Genomic DNA, 17,712 nt, shown 5'->3' with positions numbered 1-17,712 from the left:
TTCTTTTGAAAAGCCCTATCAGTTTTGATAGGGCTTTTTTGTTATTAATATAGCGTCTCTACGAGACTAAAAAACCACCTCAATAGGGTGATTTTGTTGTTTATATACTTCATGAAAGGCTAACGCGAGCGGGACACTCACTCTAGCGGAGAATTTTTATTTATTAATAAATTTAGAATATATATATATTATTCCTTTGAAAACTAAATATATAATAGTAATGAATCCAGTTATATAAATAATTTGATCAAGAAAGCACATAAGTTCATTTTCACAACCAATTATAACAGCTTCTCCACTAATGTAATTGTTATTATCATTCATAAAATAAGTTTTAAATTTAAAATAAAGAAATACTATCCTTAAACACTTTTTCTTGCTTTGTAAATTAGCTTAGCAATATATAAAATATTTACCAAATTCATTTCAACTGAAAATTATTTCCACGTTAGGGTTAGGAGCATTTGTTTGAGCTCACCTCAGGCAACCAATTAAAGCGAGTGCGGATAGCCCGACTCTTGGGGAACGCCCATAAAAAAATCCGACTCTTGTGAAGTCGGATTTGGTAATTTACTTATTTAGTACGATGACTATTTTGTTGAAGTCGGCGGCAGCGTTGATGACTGCTTTGTACGATTCGAAGTGTTCTAAAGGATAATTAATCACATTATAGTATTCTGTGTTCTCAATTAGAATTTCGTCGCCCTGGGTCTTGTAATTGCTTACAAAGGTTGCTTCTGTTTTACCATTGATGTCGGTTTTGTGACTCATGTTGAAATTTTCTAAATTTTTTGCCGTGGCTCCTTTAGGTAAAATGATTTTTATTTTACGGAAGTACGAGTGCGGATAATCAATTTCAACTGGCATCATACGTTTGTTTTCTTGGTATAATTCCATTTGTGAACCAATCGTTTTTCCTACAGAGAATAAATAATTGTCTCCTGCTTTTTGTACTAAATCTTTTCCTTCAAAAGTAACTTTTAAAATGAATGGTTTTTTACCAATGAACTCAGTACCATCGTTTTCTGTTGTTAATGAAGTATATTCTTCTTGAATGGTATAGTTTTCGGCGATGCTTTTTAAAATTTCTTTGTATTGATCTGCTGGAGCAAAATCTTTAATAGGTTGGAAATTTAATGCAGAATAACCACCAAAAGTAACTTCGTTAGTAATAGTTGGATTTTCAATATCTTTTGTGAAATCGATTGTAATATCCATAACGTCATGAGTGATTTCTACTCCAGGAATTGTAATAAAGTTGATTTCACCAATTCCCATTTTAACTCCTGCAAATTCTTTTCCTTTGATGAAAAGCCCGTTATTATTAGCTAATGTATTTGGGATTAATGGAATTCTATATTCGATTTCTGTTGGTGTCATGAATTTTTTAATCGTTGGGAAAAAGAATAATAACTCATCTAAGTTTTCATAGCTTTCAAATTCTGGATCAAACGTAATATCATAACGATTAGAAGCAAATACAATTTGGTTTTCGATTTTAAAATACTTGAAAATAGCTAAATAAAGCGCTAAAACCTCTGTTTGATTTGCTTGCTTAGTTTTGATTACATCGCTTAGATTTTCTTTGGTATCGAAATAGCGGTTATACGCAATTGTTTTTTTGACTTTGTTTTCAATGTTCCAAATTTGCTCTTGTAAATCGGCTGATTTGGTAATGGTTTTACAAAAATCGTCAACAGCTTTCTGGTTTTTTTTGTCTAATTCGATATTGAACCTTTCGTATACATTAGATGCAAATTCTTTGTAGTTATAAAGATTTTTTGAACCATTGTATAAGTTAGCATCAAGTTTGTAACGGAAAAATTTAATATTAGCTTTCCAGTTTGAATACTTTTCATCGTCTTCTAATTTTGGAACATTTGATTCTTTAACTGAGATTGCAATTTTGTCTTTATGTGTTTTTTCGTCTAAAACAGCTTCTGCTAAATTGTTGTATCCTTTTGTTTTGAATACTAAATGATTTGGATAGATTAACTCGAAGTTGATATCCATAATAGGTAAATCATCTTGCATTTTAAACGTTTTTCCGTTTAATTCTGGCATTTCTTCTAAAACGAATATTTTTTCAATTACAGCTCCTTTTTCTAAACCATTAATAGCGAAATAATTAAATTTAACACCGCGTTCTTCATCTACTTCTTCTTTGATATCTTTTTTATCTAAAGTAATGATTTTACCACTTTTTAAAATAACACGAGCTTCGTTTTTAATTACGTTCTCCTTTAAATTAAAAGGTAAGTAGATTTTGTTGTTTTTCTCGATAGCATCATCGGAATTGATGAAGATTTTATCGTGAAGTAAATAATATTGTTTTGGTCCGTTTTTGTCTGAAATAATTTCAACTTTAATTGTACGACTTACGATTACTTCGTTTTCATTTTTATATTGTTCTGGAACCGAAAAAGCTTCTGGTTTTTGTTCCCATTTGTAGTTTTTGAAGGTGTAATCTTGTGCTACAATCGAATTGACGCTGCACAAGAATAAAACAAGAAGGCTTTGAGCTATTAGTTTTCTCATTTGAATCGTATTATTTTTCAGTTAAAATTAAAGTTTCGCTATAGTTGCTTTTCATTTTTTTAATGCTGTCATCCCACAATTGAAAATCGCTTGGTTCAATTACCAGTTTTTTAACTTCAAACGTGTATTTCACTAAAATCTTATTATTACTTTCTGTAAAAACAGCATTAACTTTTAGTAATTCGTTATCTAAAGTAAAGTTTTTTGGAATGTATTTTACTTTGTAATTGGTAGGAATTTCAAATTCGTATTCTGAATTGAAAAAAGAAACAATTTCAAAATCATAGCCTGTAACGCGGTCTTTTTGAATTGGATTTTTTTCGAATACTTTGTGTAAATAAGGATTTAGGTACAGCTCTTTTTCTACTTTGATTAGGTAATTATCCAATTCGAAATCGTAATTTACATTATAAGGTAAATCGCGATTGCCAATATTTTCTTCAGTAAATGAATTTAGGTTGAACTTGTTATTTCCTTTTAAGACTAAGCTTTTAATCATTTCAAAACGGGTTTTTCCTGAAGCGTCACCAATTTGCATTAAGGTCATACTTCGGTTAAAACCATTGAATTCCATTTTTCCTTTTCCAATAAGCTTTCCGTCTTTTATTTGAACTTTTACGATATCGTCTACCTGATTTTTTTTAGCATCAATAACTGGAACTTTTACAATTTTAAATTCTTTTCCATTATTGATTAAAGCTTCTTTTCCTTGAATAAAAGAAGTTGGTAATCCGTAACGCGTTTCTCTATCAGTAGCATCTAAAAAGATATAATCTTCTCCTTTTTTATAAGCTGCAATCATGTGATTATCTACAGCAGGTGTTGCTAATTCAGAGTAGGAGTAAGGAATTTCTCTGGTTCCAATCCAACATAAATTTACATCTTTTATATTGGCATATTCTGACATAGAAACTATGATATTTGCCATGTCTTTACAATCTCCAAATTTTCTTTCGAATACTAAATCGGCTTCTCTTGGGATAAAACCTTCGTAGCCGTTTTCAAAAGCTACATATTTGATATTGTCTTTTACCCAATAAAAAATGCTTTTGATTTTTTCCTCATCAGAGGTTTTGTCTTTAGTAATTTCTTCTGTAATCTTTTTTAAATCGATACACTCTTTTTTATTCAGATTGTTTACAAAACCTTGGTAATATTTGTGTAACAATGAAACATCATCTAAAACGATAGTTTTTTTGTCGTTTATCGTATAATCTTTAACGTAAATATCAATGTGAGGTGCTGTATGTAAAACACCAGGTCCGTTAGATTCAAATTTGAATGCTTTAACGTTTTTTAATGTCCAAGTGTAGACCATTTTACCTTTTACTTCGGTTTTTTTGAATTGAATGGTATTGTTTGGGTCATTAAAAATTTTAAATCCGATGTTTACGTTTTTATCGGTTTTTACTTCAAATGTGGCATTTTTTATTGGGTATCCTCCAATAAACATGTACTTATGAAGTAGAAATGGATCTACAAATTCTCGTTTGTAATTGTAAACTTTTTTAGCTCCTTTTTCTAAATGAGGAAAAATAAGTTGTCTTTCTTTAATGTCGTCAAAGAATACTGAACTACTGCTTGAGTTTTTCTCAGTAGATTGTGTCACTTTGATTTTTTTATCTTTTCCATTGGTATTGATAACTGAGAAAGCGTCATATTCTAATAGTTTTACTAATTCAGAATAAGTAAAAGTTTCTTCGTTATTGTGAATGCCATTTTCAGAAAGTATCATCGATTCAAATGATGTATTTTGAATGATTTTCAACTTTTTGTTTTCGATAGAAATATCATACCCTTGATAATCTAAAAGTACAACCTCGTTAAAATCGGGATATTCTTTTTTGTAGTCCTCAAAGGTTTGCTGAGCTTGTACGCCTATCGAAGTACATCCGATAAGCACACAAGTAACAACTATTTTATTTGCTGATTTCAACCAATTCATCTGAATCGTATTTTTTAGTTAGAGTTAAAACACCATTAGTGTAAATTAAAAAGTCACCTTGAAGTTCATCATTTTTATAATTTGCTGTTAACCATGGTTTTCCATCTTCTTTGAAGTAAGTATGAACTCCCTCAAAATCTCCGTTTTTCAAATTTTCTTTTTTGTATACTTTTCCGTTAGAGTAGTATTCAGTACGTTCTCCTTCAAATAAACCATTTTTGTAGTTTGCTTCATATTCTGGTTTACCTTCTGCATTGTTAATTACCAATTTACCATTGATATTTCCCTTTACAAATGTTACTTTCATTGCTACTTTTCCATTTGGATACAAAGAAGTAATTTCTGCGTTTTCTGCTGGGGTTTTTACATTTTCTGAAAAACCACCCGTTTTGCTTAATGTTGCATAACTTACTAAAGCACTACTTTCAAAATTTACTTTTAAGACAGGTTCTCCTTTTTGGTTGTAATAAATATATTCACCATCAGTTAGACCATCTAATTCGTTATATTCAAACATTTTTGCTTTGTTGTGGTAGTAACGAATTGTTTTACCATTTTCAGCACCTAATACATATTCACTAGTAATTCTTAAATTTCCAACTAAATCATATTGTGTATCAGTTCCTGTAATTAAACCACAATAGTAGTTTCTTTCAAACATTAATGTTCCGTATGGACTGTAATATTTGTAATTGTTGTTAAGCTTTCCGTTTACATATTGTGATTCAGAAATTTTGTTACCTAATTTATCTTTTGAAGTAAATTTACCATTATAATTTCCGTTCACCATTTCAAAATCTTGAGATGATGCTCCGTTATTAAGACTTAAATTGAATTTTCCAGATTTGTTTTTGTAGTCAAATTCAAATTCTTTTTTCCCGTTATTGTCATAACTCTCAGAAAAGATAATTTCACCTTCAACAAATTTTGAAACTTGAGAAAGTTTTCCAGATTGTCTGTAATTTGTTTTAATATAACTAACATCGCCATCTAATAGAAAACCTTCTATTTTTATAGATCCATCTGGGTAATAAGTAGTATAAGGACCGTTTTGGGTACCATTAGTATAATTTGAAATTTCGTTTAAAACACCACTATCATAAATTTCATAAACACCATTTAAGGCATCATTTGTATAATGAGAAATACTCATTAGTTGAGCTCTGTTATTATAGGAATGGCATAAACCAGTTTGATTTCCGTTGATGTAATTTTCTTTGATTTTTAAATTTCCATTTGTAAAGTAATAATTCCATTCTCCCGATTTTTTTCCTTTCTCAAAGAAACCAGTTATTTGTTTGTTACTGTTCAAACTAGAAATACTGAATGCTTTTTTAGTAAGATTGATTTCATCAGGTTTTGGATTTGCGTACGAATATTGTAATCCTGATTTTAACTCGCCTCCTTTGTATTTTTCTTCGAAGTATTTTTCTCCTTTAGGGTTGAAATAACTGTACGATTCTAATTCTTCTTTATCATTAAAAATTAATTCAGAAGCTTTTACACCAGTAAAGAAATAGTTTGTGGTTTTGGTAATTTTTCCATTGGTATAAAAATTCTCATATTCTAAATTTTTATTGGCATAGTATTTTTTATAATTAGCTGTTGGTTTACCGTTTGCGTATTCACCTTCAGCTTTAATTGTTTTACCATCAAAGTATTGTGTGTACTTGCCATCAATTTCATCATTCTTATAGGTAGTTGACACTGTAATGTCTCCAATTTCATTATAAAGTGTATAAGAACCATTTAATTTTCCTTTAGCGTATGTAATTACACTGCTTTTGTTTCCGTTTGGATAATAACAAGTTAAGGCACCATCTCGTTCTCCATTTGTAAAATTAAGCTCACAGTTTTTACCGCCATTTACATGGTAAGTACTGCTTAATCCATGAAGTACATCATCTTTATAAATTTCAATAGTACTTAAGTTACCATTAGAATAGTATTCTTTTTTTTCACCGTTTAGCTTTCCTACAGAATACATTTTTTCCATTTCAAGATTTCCTTTGGAATCAAAATATTTTTGTAAACCATCTAATTCGTCATTTTTTAGATGTAACTCGCCTTCAATATTTCCATGTTCTCCTAAAAGTTTGAATTTCCCTTCTTTTTTCTTATTTACAACAGGACCAATAATGAATGGTTTTCCATCATTTAAATAAATAACTACTTCTTGTTTTTGCCCAAAGTGATCCATATTTCTTTTAGCAAATTGATCCCAAAAATCAACTAAGTAATATTTTTCATAAAATGCGGTAATTACTTTTTTGTGTTTTGTAATTTCTTTGCCTAATTTTTCTTCTAATCCAAGTAATATGTAATAGCTAAAACCTTCAAATTGTTTTTTAGCTACAACGTCTTTAATCCAAGGCAGGTAGGTAGTTTCGAAGAAGCCATCTCCCATTTTGTGTTCTAAACTATATTCCATTACAGCTTGCATTTGACGCATAATAATGTCGTCGATTTCAGTTTTTAGCTTATAAGCTTTTCTTAATGGAAGTTGATTTCTTAAAATAGTTTCTAATTCTTCAAAGTTATCTCCGCTAGTAGAAAAAACAACTTTTCCTTTAGTAAGATAGTTTTCTCCAAATTTATTATTCAATTTTAAAACCGCTTCTTCAGCAAATTTTCCTGTTGGAGCAATAGCTAAATAACTTAATAGAGCTAAACTTCCTTCAACAATATTACCGTTTTCAAGTGCAATAGCGCCTAAAAAATAATGTCCAGAAGCTAAATTAGGATTGATCGTAACTGCTTTTTTTAATAAATCAGCACTTTTTTGAAGATCATCTTTTCTTAAATATAAAATAGCTTGATTGTATAAGAAATTTGAAGAATTGCTTAAGTATTGTGCTCCTTCATTAAATATTTTTTCTGCTTTATCATATTCTTTTTCATCACTATAAAAAGTACCATAAAGAGTATATAAAGAAGGTTGTTCTTTCATTTTTCCTTCATTATACAATGTTTCGTAATGCTTTAAAAGTTGTTCTTTCTTATCACCAGCATATAATGATAACGCAATTTCATGCTGAGCTACTAAATATTTAGGGTCTGTTTTTCCGATTTTCTGAAATTCGGCAACAGCTTCATTGTACTGTCCTTTTTCATAGTGAGCAAAACCCGTTTTTAGAATAGAATCTGTAGAGTAAACAAAAGAATAATCTTTTTTTGATTGAGAAAAAGCATTGGTAAGCCCAATGATTAATAGTGTTAAGAAGGCTTTTTTCATGGAAAAATAAAATTTACCAAATATAAATTTTATTTCTATTTTTTGTGCAAAATTTCCTAAAAATGTTAGATTTTTAACATAATTAAAATTTAGAAATCTAAAATAATGTTATAGTGATTATGATGCTTCTTAAATTCATTAACTCCCTCTTTAAAAGTTAAGTATTTTGCTCCATTTTTTTTATTCTCTTTGCTAATTAAATACATATAATGAAAGTGGCGTGTAAGCTCTTTCCAGCCAAACAATAGACTGTGTTTTGGGTCATACATGTGAGTAGGTTCACTAATAGCGCCATTAATTTCTACGATTTGGAAATTTTTCCCTTTTGCTAAATCAGCATACGATTCATACATGATATCCATGCGTCCAAAATGAAAGCCTTTTATTTGATTGCAAATAGTATTAAAGCTTTCAATCATTTCTGAAGTAATTTCGTGACTTGCATCTACAAATTTTGTACCGCGACAATGATTTCCGTAAGGTACCAAATTAATGGTTTCGCCTTCTTTTAAAACGGTATTCAATTTATCTTTGTATTCGGATTCAAGGGTTTCTAATTGCAGTAAATAACGTTTGTCTTGATGTAATAATTCGCGAATAGTATTTTTTCCGTTTCCAGTAAGAATCATGAATTCTTTTGAAACAATTCCGGTTATTTTTCCAGGTTGATTAGGAAGTTTTACATAAAAAAGACCAATTTCATTTTTGTATGGAATTAAATCTTGAATTAAGATGTCAAATTTTGCTTTTTTAAGGTAATTTTCTAACTCTTCAGTATTGTGAATTTTTTTAACTGCCGTTCCTCTTAAGCCAATATCTGGTTTTGCAATTAAAGGAAATTGAATATTTACTTTATTGATTCTTTGTGAGATGGTTTCAAAATTTTCGGTCGGACTAACTAAAATGGTTTTTGGATAATATTGTGGTGGAATCAAATCGTAAATTTCTTTTTTCGATTCCATAAAAAAACCTCCATTTTTAATAGTAGGATTAGAAGCATTGAAAAAGAAGAACGAACGTGTTCTTACAACATAATATAAATATTGAAAATATACAGGAAAATAAACCACTTGATATGGCCAATATTCCCAATGAATTAATTTGTGTAGAAAGAGATTCAGTTTAGCCATTATTATTCGTATAAATCCAGATATAACATTTCTATCTTATTGTTAGTCACTGAGCACTGCGTAATGCTTACAGTTTTTAAGATGTCATTACGATTGATTTGTAACCCAAATTCTTTATTTTCTGATTCAGTAAATTGATGAAAATGTAAAATTTCTTCTGATGTTGGATTATTTTTTGTCTTAATAAAATCCTGGAACCATACTTTTCTTTTTTCTCTAATTTCTTTTGAATATAGAGTAGAAGAGGACCAAATGTGAAATTGCTTAGCATCAAATTCTGTTGTGCTTTTTTCGACTTCGTTCCATTGCAATTGCGTCAATTTATTATTCTCAATTAACACAATTGTAAAAGGTTCAACATTAGATAAATCAATTTTTTCCCAAAGAGCAATAGTGTTTTCTGCAGTCATTAATTCTAAAACAATTAGTCCTCTACTTTTGAGATAATTAAGTTTTGGATTATGCTTTTCTTGTGCTCCGTTTAGTAAAACAATAACTTTGGTTTCATTATGTGCTACCCAAGTGCCACCTGCTTTTGGATCTTTTGGAAAGTTTATTTTATTTCCATCAATTAAATATTCTTTGGGAGGAATTGCTCTTTCTCGTGCAATTTTTTCATCTCTATTAGAAGTGATGATACAGCCATTATTGGTTGGAACATAAGTTACTGTGCACATTGTCTACGATATTCAAGTGTTGAAGGAGCTACTCCAAATGAATTGGAAATTCGAATATGGGGTAAACGATGTAATGCTACTTTTATCAAGGCTTGATGGTGAATACTGTGTTCTAAATTATAGACTAATTCTCTGAAATAATTCGTTGGTAATAATTCAACAGGACTAAAACAATTGTGCGCTAACGAGAGGGTTTTGTTAGTTTTGTCTATTTCATGAAGATATTTTTCAATCCTATTGATAGCTTCGTTTTTATCGGTTTGAAGTATTAAATCTCGCTTTCTATCATCGTAATTGATTACTCCACAATCATAGTTTTCTAGCAAACAGCCAAACAACTCAATAATATGACGCATATGTTCTCCAATAGTTGCATTGCTTAACTCTGGATTTTTTTGCGTGAATTCATCGTTTGTGAGTTGACGAAGTAATTCGATGTTTTCGGAAAGATTATTTTTAACGTTTTGAATCAGCATAATCATTATTTTGTTTCAGGAACAAATTTTATAGAAACAGAGTTCATGCAAAAGCGTTGTCCAGTAGTTTCTTTTGGTCCATCATCAAATATATGTCCTAAATGACCATCGCATTTTGCACACAAGACTTCAGTTCTAACCATTCCGTAGCTCAAATCTTGTACATAGACAACCGAACCTTTAATCGCTTTGTCAAATGAAGGCCAACCACAGTGTGAATCAAATTTGGTATCAGAACTAAATAAATCATTTCCGCAAGCAGCGCAAACGTATTTTCCTTTTTCAAAATGATCCCAATATTCTCCCGTAAAGGCTCTTTCTGTTCCTTTGTTTCTTAAAACTTCATATTGCTCAGGTGTAAGCTCTGCTTTCCATTCAGCATCTGTTTTTTTTGAATTTGAATTCATCGTTTTAGGTTCTTTGGTTTGTGATTGACACGATTGTAAATTTACAATTACTAATAATAAAAATAACTTTTTCATAGCTAACAGTTTTTTCAAATTTAATGGTATGAATTCAAATAATATGTTAACTAAATAACAAAATATTTGAATTATGTATTGATTTCTAAATCTTTAATATAATCTTCGTTTTCATAAAAGAAACGTTCAAAAGCATCCATTTTTTCGCTAAAAAAATCAAAAACAGCATTCCAAGTATTTTTGTTATTGATGCTTATTCCTGTTTTTTCAACCCAAATGCGACTGATTACTTTTCCATTTTCTAAATAATAATTACGTTCAAAAATTGCATCTTCTAAATAATCTTCTAAAAGAATAGTTTTTAACGATTCAACTTTCTCATAATATATTTTACGTTTTTCTTCGTCTTTTGGTTCTATATCTAGTAAAACTTGTGCTTTTTTATTGTCAACATAAAATTTAAAGGTTACATCTTTTATTTTGGTATTGTATAACAACCACTTACGAGGGTATTCAGCTGCAAATGCAATCCAAAAATCTTTTTTAATTTGAAGGGCTTCTTCTTTACTAAACATATTATTAAATTAGAATATTATTTTGTTTCAAAAAAATAGCTACCTTTAAGGTTGCTAAATTGAGATTATATGCTTTTTAATGATTTTATAAAATATATTCCAAAGATAGAAAAAGAAACCCTTCTTTCTACAGATGCGCATGCGAAAATGGCACCATTAGAACGTATTTCTTATTTAAAAGAGGAAAGTTATTTGGATAAAAATCCTAGAAAGGCAGCTGTTTTAATGCTTTTTTATCCTAAAAATGAAGTAACTCATTTAGCATTAATTGTAAGGAATTCATATCCTGGAGTGCATTCTTCCCAAATAGGTTTCCCTGGTGGAAAAGTTGAAGAATATGATGCTGATTTAGAAGAAACGGCACTACGAGAAACACATGAAGAAGTAGGAATTCACCCAGATAAAATACAAATCATTAAGCCTTTTAGCGAAATTTATATTCCACCAAGTAATTTTTTAGTGGCTCCTTTTATGGGAATTTCCAATGAAGAACTAACTTTTATTCCTGATTTAGATGAAGTTAAAAGAGTGTTAGAATTTTCAATAGCTGACTTTTTAGACGAGAAAAGTATTACTAAAGTAACCATGTCAACATCTTATGCTACAGATATTGAAGTTCCTGCTTTTATGGTGGATAAATACGTGGTTTGGGGAGCTACTGCCATGATGATGAGTGAGTTAAAGGAAACTATTAAATGTGCACTTAGTAAATGCAATTTATAGTGGTTTCAAATTGTTAAGACTTAAAGTGATTTTAAACTTTTTTTCTTTCTAAAATCACCTATTTTACTACTTTTGCGTTCTTGTTTTGTTAAAATAAATGAAAATTATGGGATTATTTAAGAGAAATCCTTTCGGACATATATTGTTTTTAAAGACTTGGTTAATTCGTATAGCAGGGTTTTTAACACACCGTCGTTACCGCTATTTTAACCAATTACATATTGAAGGTTCTGAAATTATTAGAAATTTACCAGATACCAATGTGTTGTTTATTTCAAATCATCAGACTTATTTTGCTGATGTTGTAGCTATGTTTCACGTTTTTAATGCGAGTTTAAAAGGTAGAGAAAACAACATTAAAAATGTTATGTATTTGTGGCATCCTAAACTTAACTTGTATTATGTCGCAGCAAAAGAAACAATGCAAGAAGGATTATTACCTAGGATTTTAGCTTATGCAGGTGCTATTACAGTAGAAAGAACATGGAGAGCGAAAGGAAAAGATGTTACGGAGAAGAAAGAAGTAAACCCAAACGACACCGAAAATATTAAAATTGCTTTAGAAGATGGTTGGGTAATTACTTTTCCTCAAGGAACTACGCGTTCGTTTAAACCAGTAAGAAAAGGAACAGCTCATATTATTTTGCAACATAAACCAGTTGTAGTGCCAATTGTAATTGATGGTTTTCGTCGTTCTTTTGACAGAAAAGGATTAATGATTAAGAAAAAAGGAATATTACAATCGATGGTAATTAAAGAACCATTGAAAATTGATTATGAAACAGCAACGGTTGAGGAAGTAGTAGAAATGATTGAATTTGCTATTGAACAACATCCTTCTTTATTAAAAGTGATTCCATCTGAAGTTTTAGATGAACAAGCAAAATTAGACAGAGAAAGAATGTGGAAATATTAAAACACTTTTTTTTTCATTTTGAACTTGTTTCAGAATCTATGTTTAGATGTTTTAAAGTATAAAAATCATATTGAATTGGAAGAAGTTAGTAAAAAAATTTACAGAGTAATGTTTATTGTGGCGCTTCCAATAATAATCTTTGCTTATCTGTTTGTTAATTATCAAAACAATAATCTTAATGTTGTAAAAGAAGATTATGAAAAAATAAGAAACATAGAATTTTCAGGACTCGTTATTGAAAAGAAAAAAGACGGAAATTACCCAAGAGCAAATCGATACATATATTTAACGAAATATCATAAAGTTATAATATCAAGTGAACTTTATACAAAAATAAAGATTGGCGATTCGGTTTCAAAACCTAAAAATTGTGATTCTATTTATTTTTACCTAAAAAATGGTGACATTGAGATTGAAGACTTCAATCAATTCGGAAGAGAAAAATATCTAAATTTGCTAAATAAAAAAGAATAACCACTACAATAGGGGGAAATCATTAAATTTACGAAAGTTCTTGACAAAAAAAGTTTTTATTGAATCGCCTCAACTTTATATCCTTTTTTACGAAGTAGTTTAATTACACCTTCTTCACCGGCTAAATGTCCAGCTCCAACACCAAAGAAAGTAGATTTATCTTTCATGGTTTTAATCATAATAGGAATCCAGTTTTTATTTCGGTTATTTAATAAAATGTCTTGATTTTCGGAAGTGATTTTATTGTCAGAGTCACTCATCATTTTAAGCATACCTTCAATGTCTTTGTTTTGGTAAATGAGCATCATTTCATTAATTTCTTTTTTGTCATTTTCTAAATCGTCCTTTACTGTTTTTAATAATTCATCCGCTTGGTCTTGATAAGAGATTTCGTCAAATACTTTCATTTGATCTTCCGCTTTTTCTAATCCAAAAATTTCTTCATTTTGTTCTTTAGTAATTTTCATTAGTTCTGATTCTACCGATTGAGATTTACAATCTAACATCTTAGGAAACAACATTGAACTAATCATAAAAGGTTTAAAACTGTCAAACATTTTAGCTGACATTTTTAAATTTTTTTTCATGAATTCATCTACCATTTTAAAATCTTCAGCACTTAATAAAGTCGATAATTTTGTGCCATCTTTCATCATCATGAGTTTCATCAATTTCATCTGAATAGATTTATCATCCATGTCGAGTTCTAAATATAATTGTTCCGTAGCTTCTAATGCATTTATAGTGTTTTCATCTAAAGAAGCATCACAAGTTATGTGAATGGTTCCATATAAATATGAAGGTTTCTTTAATCCATTTCCTGAAATCTTCCACAAAAGACTTTTTTCTAGTTCTTGAGCATCTGAAAATAAGGAAGTAAAGAAGGTAAAAAGTAAAAACAAGTAACGCATTAGAAATCTATTTTTTTAAGTTCGTTGTAATTCTTTTCTAATCGTTTCATTAAAATACCATATAAAACACGATAGAACAACCAAATAAGTCCAATAAAAACGGCAATAACAATGGCATATACCATAAGCATAATACAATAAAATGTATTTGGGTCTACATTTTGAGACATCTTATCTACCATTTTACGAATGTTTGGATCATACATAAATTGGAAAATAAAAACTAAAATAAAAGAAAAAGCCGTCATAGCTAAGTTATACCATACGTAGTACTTGACTGTTTTTCTGGTTTTTAGAATACTTTGCATTAATTGTTTTACCGTATCTGTAGTATTGATGGTTTTATAGTTTTTGAAGAATAGGTAAATAAAGAACAGAATTACACCATAATTTATAAATGAAATTATAGGCATAGCTGTATCTAAATGATACGTTTTTAAAGTTTTAAAATATTCTTCATCTGCAGTGAAAAAAGAAATACCAGTCCATAACAAAAGCTCTAAAACACTAATAATTACAATCCACTTCACGATAGAAGAGGAACGTTTATGTAGCATTCCATAAATTTCTTTTTCACCTATTTGTTGGAACGAACTTTCTTGTTTTTTCCAGTCTTTTTTTAATAAATCTAATTCATCCATGAGTTACGGATTTAATATTTTTTTTAATTTCCCTTTTACACGGTTCATTTTTACCCGTGCATTCACTTCACTAATCCCTAACGTTTCTGAAATTTCGGTATAATCTTTATCTTCTAAATACAAGAAAACTAAAGCTTTTTCAATGTCGTTCAGTTCACTAATAGCGCTATATAAAAGCTTTAATTTTTCTTCTTCTTCAAAATTGTAATCGTCTTGTGTTACTTTATGAAAAGTACTATCAAACTCAATGGTATCAATAGTTCTTTTCTTTTTTCGATATAAAGTAATGGCTGTGTTTAATCCTACGCGATAGGCCCAAGTAGTAAATTTGGAATCACCTCTAAAATTTGGAAAAGCTTTCCATAATTGAATTGTAATTTCCTGAAACAAATCTTTATGCGCATCTTCATCAGTAGTATACAATCGACAAATTTTGTGGATTATATTCTGATTCTCTTTAAGTTGCTTTACGAAAAGTGCTTCCGATTCTGATTTCATATACAATAAGTAGTCGTTTGAACCAATATGTTACAAGTATAGTACTTCAAATTTAATTAATCATTAACTTTTTTACTAACTTTTCAATTCTTTTTCTCCTTATCTTTGAATTGATAAATTTACAATGATAAATGAATATTCCTCGTAGTAGCTTTCCTAGAATCGTCATCATTGGTGGTGGTTTCGCTGGAATTTCTTTAGCGAAAAGACTTCGCAATAAAAATGTACAAGTCGTTTTATTAGACAAACACAATTATCATAATTTCCAACCTTTGATGTATCAAGTAGCAACAGGCGGATTAGAGCCCGATTCTATTGCGTACCCAATTCGAAAAATTGTTCAAGAATATAAAGATTTTTATTTTCGATTGGCAGAAGTTCGTGAAATTGATGCCGAAAACAATACGATTTACGCTGATATTGGTGAACTTAAATATGATTATTTAGTAATTGCAACAGGTTCTAAAACCAATTATTTTGGAAATAAAGAAATCGAACGTAATAGCATGGCGATGAAAACCATTCCGCAATCGTTGAACATTCGTAGTTTAATTTTAGAGAATTTCGAGCAAGCTTTGCTTACCAATGATATCGACGAACGTCATAGTTTGATGAATTTCGTTTTAGTTGGTGGTGGTCCAACAGGAGTTGAATTAGCCGGAGCTTTAGCCGAAATGAAAAAAGCCATTTTACCAAAAGATTATCCCGATTTAGATGTTCGAAAAATGGAAATCAATCTGATTCAAAGTGGCGATAGAATTCTGAATACCATGAGCGAAAATGCTTCTGAAAAAGCAGAAAAGTTTCTGTTGGATTTAGGAGTTAGCGTATGGAAAAACGTTCGTGTAACAGGTTATGATGGAAAAACAGTCACTACGAATTCCGATTTATCATTTGATTCGGCAACTGTAATTTGGACAGCTGGTGTACAAGGTGCTTTACCTCACGGTTTAAAGGCAGATAGTTTCATCAAAAATGTAGACAGAATTAAAGTCAATCAATTCAATCAAGTAGAAGGTTATGATAATCTTTTTGCAATTGGAGATATTGCCGTAATGACTTCAGAAGAATTTCCGCAAGGACATCCTATGATGGCACAACCTGCTATGCAACAAGGAAGATTGTTAGCCGAAAATGTAATCCGATTATTAGATAAAAAGGAATTAAAACCGTTTGTGTACAAAGATAAAGGTTCAATGGCAACCATAGGAAGAAACAAAGCGGTTGTTGATTTACCAAATTACAAATTCAGCGGTGTTTTTGCTTGGTTTGTGTGGATGTTTGTGCATTTATTTTCGCTAATCGGATTCAAAAATAAAGCGGTGGTTTTCTTAAATTGGGTTTACAATTACATTCGTTTTGACCGAGAAGCGCGTTTGATTATGCGTCCGTATAAAAAGAGAAATCAAGTGAGTTTTACGAGTGATGAATTATAAGTGTTCAGTCGCAGTCGCAGTTTTCAGTTCGAGTATTAGAAAGTATAGAGAATCCTTACGTTAAATTACTGTGACTGATCACCGAGACTGTCAACTTTCTCATATCCAATCGCTAACCCTACAAATTTACTATAACCTTCCATGCCGTCTTTTTGTTGGTTGGCTTTTAGGAAATTGTCGTAGAAGTATTCAAAAAAAGTATTGATTGGCGTTTGGTATTCCTTCCAAAAGGTTTTGTTTTCTTCAAAGTTTTTTAAAACACCTTTATTGATTTTTTTTAAATAAGCTTCTGAACTTCCTTCTTTTATCATTTCCAAATTATGCAATGCATAACGTAACGCAAAACTGTAAGCTGAATATTGGAAATACAAATCCTCATTTTTAGCTGCTGTTACAAATCCGATGAAATTGCATTCGCTTTCGCTACCAATTCCTGTTTGATGTGCCATTTCGTGGCAAGTGGTTAGCGGTGAAGTGTATTTTGGTTTCAAATAATTCACTTGCGCTTCATTGGTAAACGGATTCAAATACCCACCAAATCCCATATAACTCAACGGATAACTAAATAACGACGATTTAATGCTTTTTACTTCGTAACGAAATTCTTGTAAGTCTGTTGGTAATTTTTCATACCCTTTCAAAGCCAAATTGTAAATTTCTTCATCCGAATACGGAATCACAACCGCTAACGAATCATTTCTTGTGATTTGTAATTGTAATTCGTTGGTTTTTACCAACATTTTTTCAATAAAAACTTTCAATTGGTCTACCGAATATTCTTTTTTAATCTTCAATTTTTCATGTAACGGAATGCGGTAGTAGTTCATTCCCCAAAGAATATGAAAGAAAAAATAAAACACCGAAACCCAACTCAAAATCGCCAATCCATTATTTTTCCATTCTTTAAAAAAGCCAATTCGGTGCTTCCAAATCCAACGGAATAAGAGTAAAATTAGTATGAAATAGATGACATCTCCAAAAGAAAATGGTAACCAACCTAATGCTTTTCTCGACAAGAAAGCCAGTTTTGGATAAAAACCTTTGCTGTACCAATTTTCTACAAAATCAGGAAATAAACCAATCGTTTTCACAACGATGATTTGGATTATTAAAAA

16 protein-coding genes are annotated in these 17,712 nt (G+C 30.1%); 4 read left to right on the top strand and 12 right to left on the bottom strand.

All coding sequences use genetic code 11. The features are described from left to right. Positions 1-570 precede the first annotated feature (570 nt). The 8 genes from OJ995_RS11920 to OJ995_RS11885 all read right to left on the bottom strand — a co-directional run bounded on the left by OJ995_RS11920 (position 571) and on the right by OJ995_RS11885 (position 10,998). Complete coding sequence (locus OJ995_RS11920; RefSeq protein WP_264369628.1) at positions 571-2,538, bottom strand: DUF3857 domain-containing protein; 1,968 nt, start codon at positions 2,536-2,538, stop codon at positions 571-573. A gap of 10 nt (positions 2,539-2,548) precedes the next feature. After that, on the bottom strand, positions 2,549-4,483 hold the full coding sequence (locus tag OJ995_RS11915; RefSeq protein WP_264369627.1) for a DUF3858 domain-containing protein: 1,935 nt from the start codon (positions 4,481-4,483) through the stop codon (positions 2,549-2,551). Further along, positions 4,458-7,718, bottom strand: coding sequence for a hypothetical protein (locus OJ995_RS11910; protein WP_264369626.1), 3,261 nt, complete (start codon positions 7,716-7,718; stop codon positions 4,458-4,460). Before OJ995_RS11910 ends, OJ995_RS11915 begins: the two co-directional genes overlap by 26 nt. An 89-nt stretch (positions 7,719-7,807) precedes the next feature. After that, positions 7,808-8,848 carry an ATP-grasp domain-containing protein gene (locus OJ995_RS11905; RefSeq protein WP_264369625.1) on the bottom strand — a complete coding sequence of 347 codons (1,041 nt, stop codon included), beginning with the start codon at positions 8,846-8,848 and terminating at the stop codon, positions 7,808-7,810. Positions 8,849-8,850: 2 nt separating this feature from the next. Continuing rightward, on the bottom strand, positions 8,851-9,525 hold the full coding sequence (locus tag OJ995_RS11900; RefSeq protein ID WP_264369624.1) for an NRDE family protein: 675 nt from the start codon (positions 9,523-9,525) through the stop codon (positions 8,851-8,853). Beyond that, positions 9,513-10,001, bottom strand: a complete 489-nt coding sequence (locus OJ995_RS11895; RefSeq protein ID WP_264369623.1) for a DinB family protein — start codon at positions 9,999-10,001, stop codon at positions 9,513-9,515. The genes OJ995_RS11900 and OJ995_RS11895 overlap by 13 nt, the downstream gene beginning before the upstream one ends. Positions 10,002-10,006: 5 nt before the next feature. After that, on the bottom strand, positions 10,007-10,483 hold the full coding sequence (gene msrB / locus OJ995_RS11890) for a peptide-methionine (R)-S-oxide reductase MsrB (RefSeq protein ID WP_264369622.1): 477 nt from the start codon (positions 10,481-10,483) through the stop codon (positions 10,007-10,009). Positions 10,484-10,554: 71 nt separating this feature from the next. Beyond that, positions 10,555-10,998 (bottom strand): DUF4268 domain-containing protein, encoded by a 444-nt coding sequence (locus OJ995_RS11885; protein WP_264369621.1) that lies wholly within the window; start codon positions 10,996-10,998, stop codon positions 10,555-10,557. A gap of 69 nt (positions 10,999-11,067) precedes the next feature. On the opposite strand from OJ995_RS11885, the gene OJ995_RS11880 reads away from it, so the two are divergent. The 3 genes from OJ995_RS11880 (at position 11,068) to OJ995_RS11870 (ending at position 13,111) form a co-directional block, all read left to right on the top strand. Next, entirely contained in the window at positions 11,068-11,721 is a 654-nt protein-coding gene (locus OJ995_RS11880; RefSeq protein WP_264369620.1) for an NUDIX hydrolase, read from the top strand. A gap of 106 nt (positions 11,722-11,827) precedes the next feature. Next, on the top strand, positions 11,828-12,637 hold the full coding sequence (locus OJ995_RS11875) for a lysophospholipid acyltransferase family protein (protein WP_264369619.1): 810 nt from the start codon (positions 11,828-11,830) through the stop codon (positions 12,635-12,637). 75 nt (positions 12,638-12,712) lie between these two features. Continuing rightward, entirely contained in the window at positions 12,713-13,111 is a 399-nt protein-coding gene (locus OJ995_RS11870) for a hypothetical protein (RefSeq protein WP_264369618.1), read from the top strand. Positions 13,112-13,167: 56 nt separating this feature from the next. Here the strand turns inward: OJ995_RS11870 and OJ995_RS11865 are convergent, their stop codons facing one another. Genes OJ995_RS11865 through OJ995_RS11855 form a run of 3 tightly spaced genes read right to left on the bottom strand, consistent with a single transcriptional unit; the run spans position 13,168 to position 15,161 of the window. Then, positions 13,168-14,022, bottom strand: coding sequence for a TraB/GumN family protein (locus OJ995_RS11865; RefSeq protein WP_264369617.1), 855 nt, complete (start codon positions 14,020-14,022; stop codon positions 13,168-13,170). Further along, on the bottom strand, positions 14,022-14,663 hold the full coding sequence (locus tag OJ995_RS11860) for a DUF8845 family protein (protein ID WP_264369616.1): 642 nt from the start codon (positions 14,661-14,663) through the stop codon (positions 14,022-14,024). The genes OJ995_RS11865 and OJ995_RS11860 overlap by 1 nt, the downstream gene beginning before the upstream one ends. Before the next feature lie 3 nt (positions 14,664-14,666). Next, positions 14,667-15,161 (bottom strand): RNA polymerase sigma factor, encoded by a 495-nt coding sequence (locus OJ995_RS11855; protein WP_264369615.1) that lies wholly within the window; start codon positions 15,159-15,161, stop codon positions 14,667-14,669. A 131-nt stretch (positions 15,162-15,292) separates the two neighbouring features. Between OJ995_RS11855 and OJ995_RS11850 the strand changes: the two genes are divergently transcribed. Beyond that, the gene (locus OJ995_RS11850) at positions 15,293-16,597 is read left to right on the top strand and encodes an NAD(P)/FAD-dependent oxidoreductase (protein WP_264369614.1); all 1,305 of its coding nucleotides are present in this window, start codon (positions 15,293-15,295) and stop codon (positions 16,595-16,597) included. 65 nt (positions 16,598-16,662) lie between these two features. On the opposite strand, the gene OJ995_RS11845 is transcribed toward OJ995_RS11850, so the two are convergent. After that, positions 16,663-17,688 (bottom strand): DUF3810 domain-containing protein, encoded by a 1,026-nt coding sequence (locus tag OJ995_RS11845; RefSeq protein ID WP_264369613.1) that lies wholly within the window; start codon positions 17,686-17,688, stop codon positions 16,663-16,665. Positions 17,689-17,712: the final 24 nt, after the last annotated feature.

It is taken from the genome of Flavobacterium lacisediminis, assembly GCF_025909975.1.
Taxonomy (GTDB): domain Bacteria; phylum Bacteroidota; class Bacteroidia; order Flavobacteriales; family Flavobacteriaceae; genus Flavobacterium; species Flavobacterium lacisediminis.
The sequence above is the reverse complement of the archived record's forward strand: the minus strand, read 5'-3'. Positions and strand labels throughout refer to the sequence as shown.

What these genes read in the sequence shown, in the direction of transcription:
- OJ995_RS11920 (WP_264369628.1), bottom strand. Translation starts at nt 2,538, where the DNA reads ATGAGAAAACTAATAGCTCAAAGCCTTCTTGTTTTATTCTTGTGCAGC.
- OJ995_RS11915 (WP_264369627.1), bottom strand. Translation starts at nt 4,483, where the DNA reads ATGAATTGGTTGAAATCAGCAAATAAAATAGTTGTTACTTGTGTGCTT.
- OJ995_RS11910 (WP_264369626.1), bottom strand. Translation starts at nt 7,718, where the DNA reads ATGAAAAAAGCCTTCTTAACACTATTAATCATTGGGCTTACCAATGCT.
- OJ995_RS11905 (WP_264369625.1), bottom strand. Translation starts at nt 8,848, where the DNA reads ATGGCTAAACTGAATCTCTTTCTACACAAATTAATTCATTGGGAATAT.
- OJ995_RS11900 (WP_264369624.1), bottom strand. Translation starts at nt 9,525, where the DNA reads ATGTGCACAGTAACTTATGTTCCAACCAATAATGGCTGTATCATCACT.
- OJ995_RS11895 (WP_264369623.1), bottom strand. Translation starts at nt 10,001, where the DNA reads ATGCTGATTCAAAACGTTAAAAATAATCTTTCCGAAAACATCGAATTA.
- msrB (WP_264369622.1), bottom strand. Translation starts at nt 10,483, where the DNA reads ATGAAAAAGTTATTTTTATTATTAGTAATTGTAAATTTACAATCGTGT.
- OJ995_RS11885 (WP_264369621.1), bottom strand. Translation starts at nt 10,998, where the DNA reads ATGTTTAGTAAAGAAGAAGCCCTTCAAATTAAAAAAGATTTTTGGATT.
- OJ995_RS11880 (WP_264369620.1), top strand. Translation starts at nt 11,068, where the DNA reads ATGCTTTTTAATGATTTTATAAAATATATTCCAAAGATAGAAAAAGAA.
- OJ995_RS11875 (WP_264369619.1), top strand. Translation starts at nt 11,828, where the DNA reads ATGGGATTATTTAAGAGAAATCCTTTCGGACATATATTGTTTTTAAAG.
- OJ995_RS11865 (WP_264369617.1), bottom strand. Translation starts at nt 14,022, where the DNA reads ATGCGTTACTTGTTTTTACTTTTTACCTTCTTTACTTCCTTATTTTCA.
- OJ995_RS11860 (WP_264369616.1), bottom strand. Translation starts at nt 14,663, where the DNA reads ATGGATGAATTAGATTTATTAAAAAAAGACTGGAAAAAACAAGAAAGT.
- OJ995_RS11855 (WP_264369615.1), bottom strand. Translation starts at nt 15,161, where the DNA reads ATGAAATCAGAATCGGAAGCACTTTTCGTAAAGCAACTTAAAGAGAAT.
- OJ995_RS11850 (WP_264369614.1), top strand. Translation starts at nt 15,293, where the DNA reads ATGAATATTCCTCGTAGTAGCTTTCCTAGAATCGTCATCATTGGTGGT.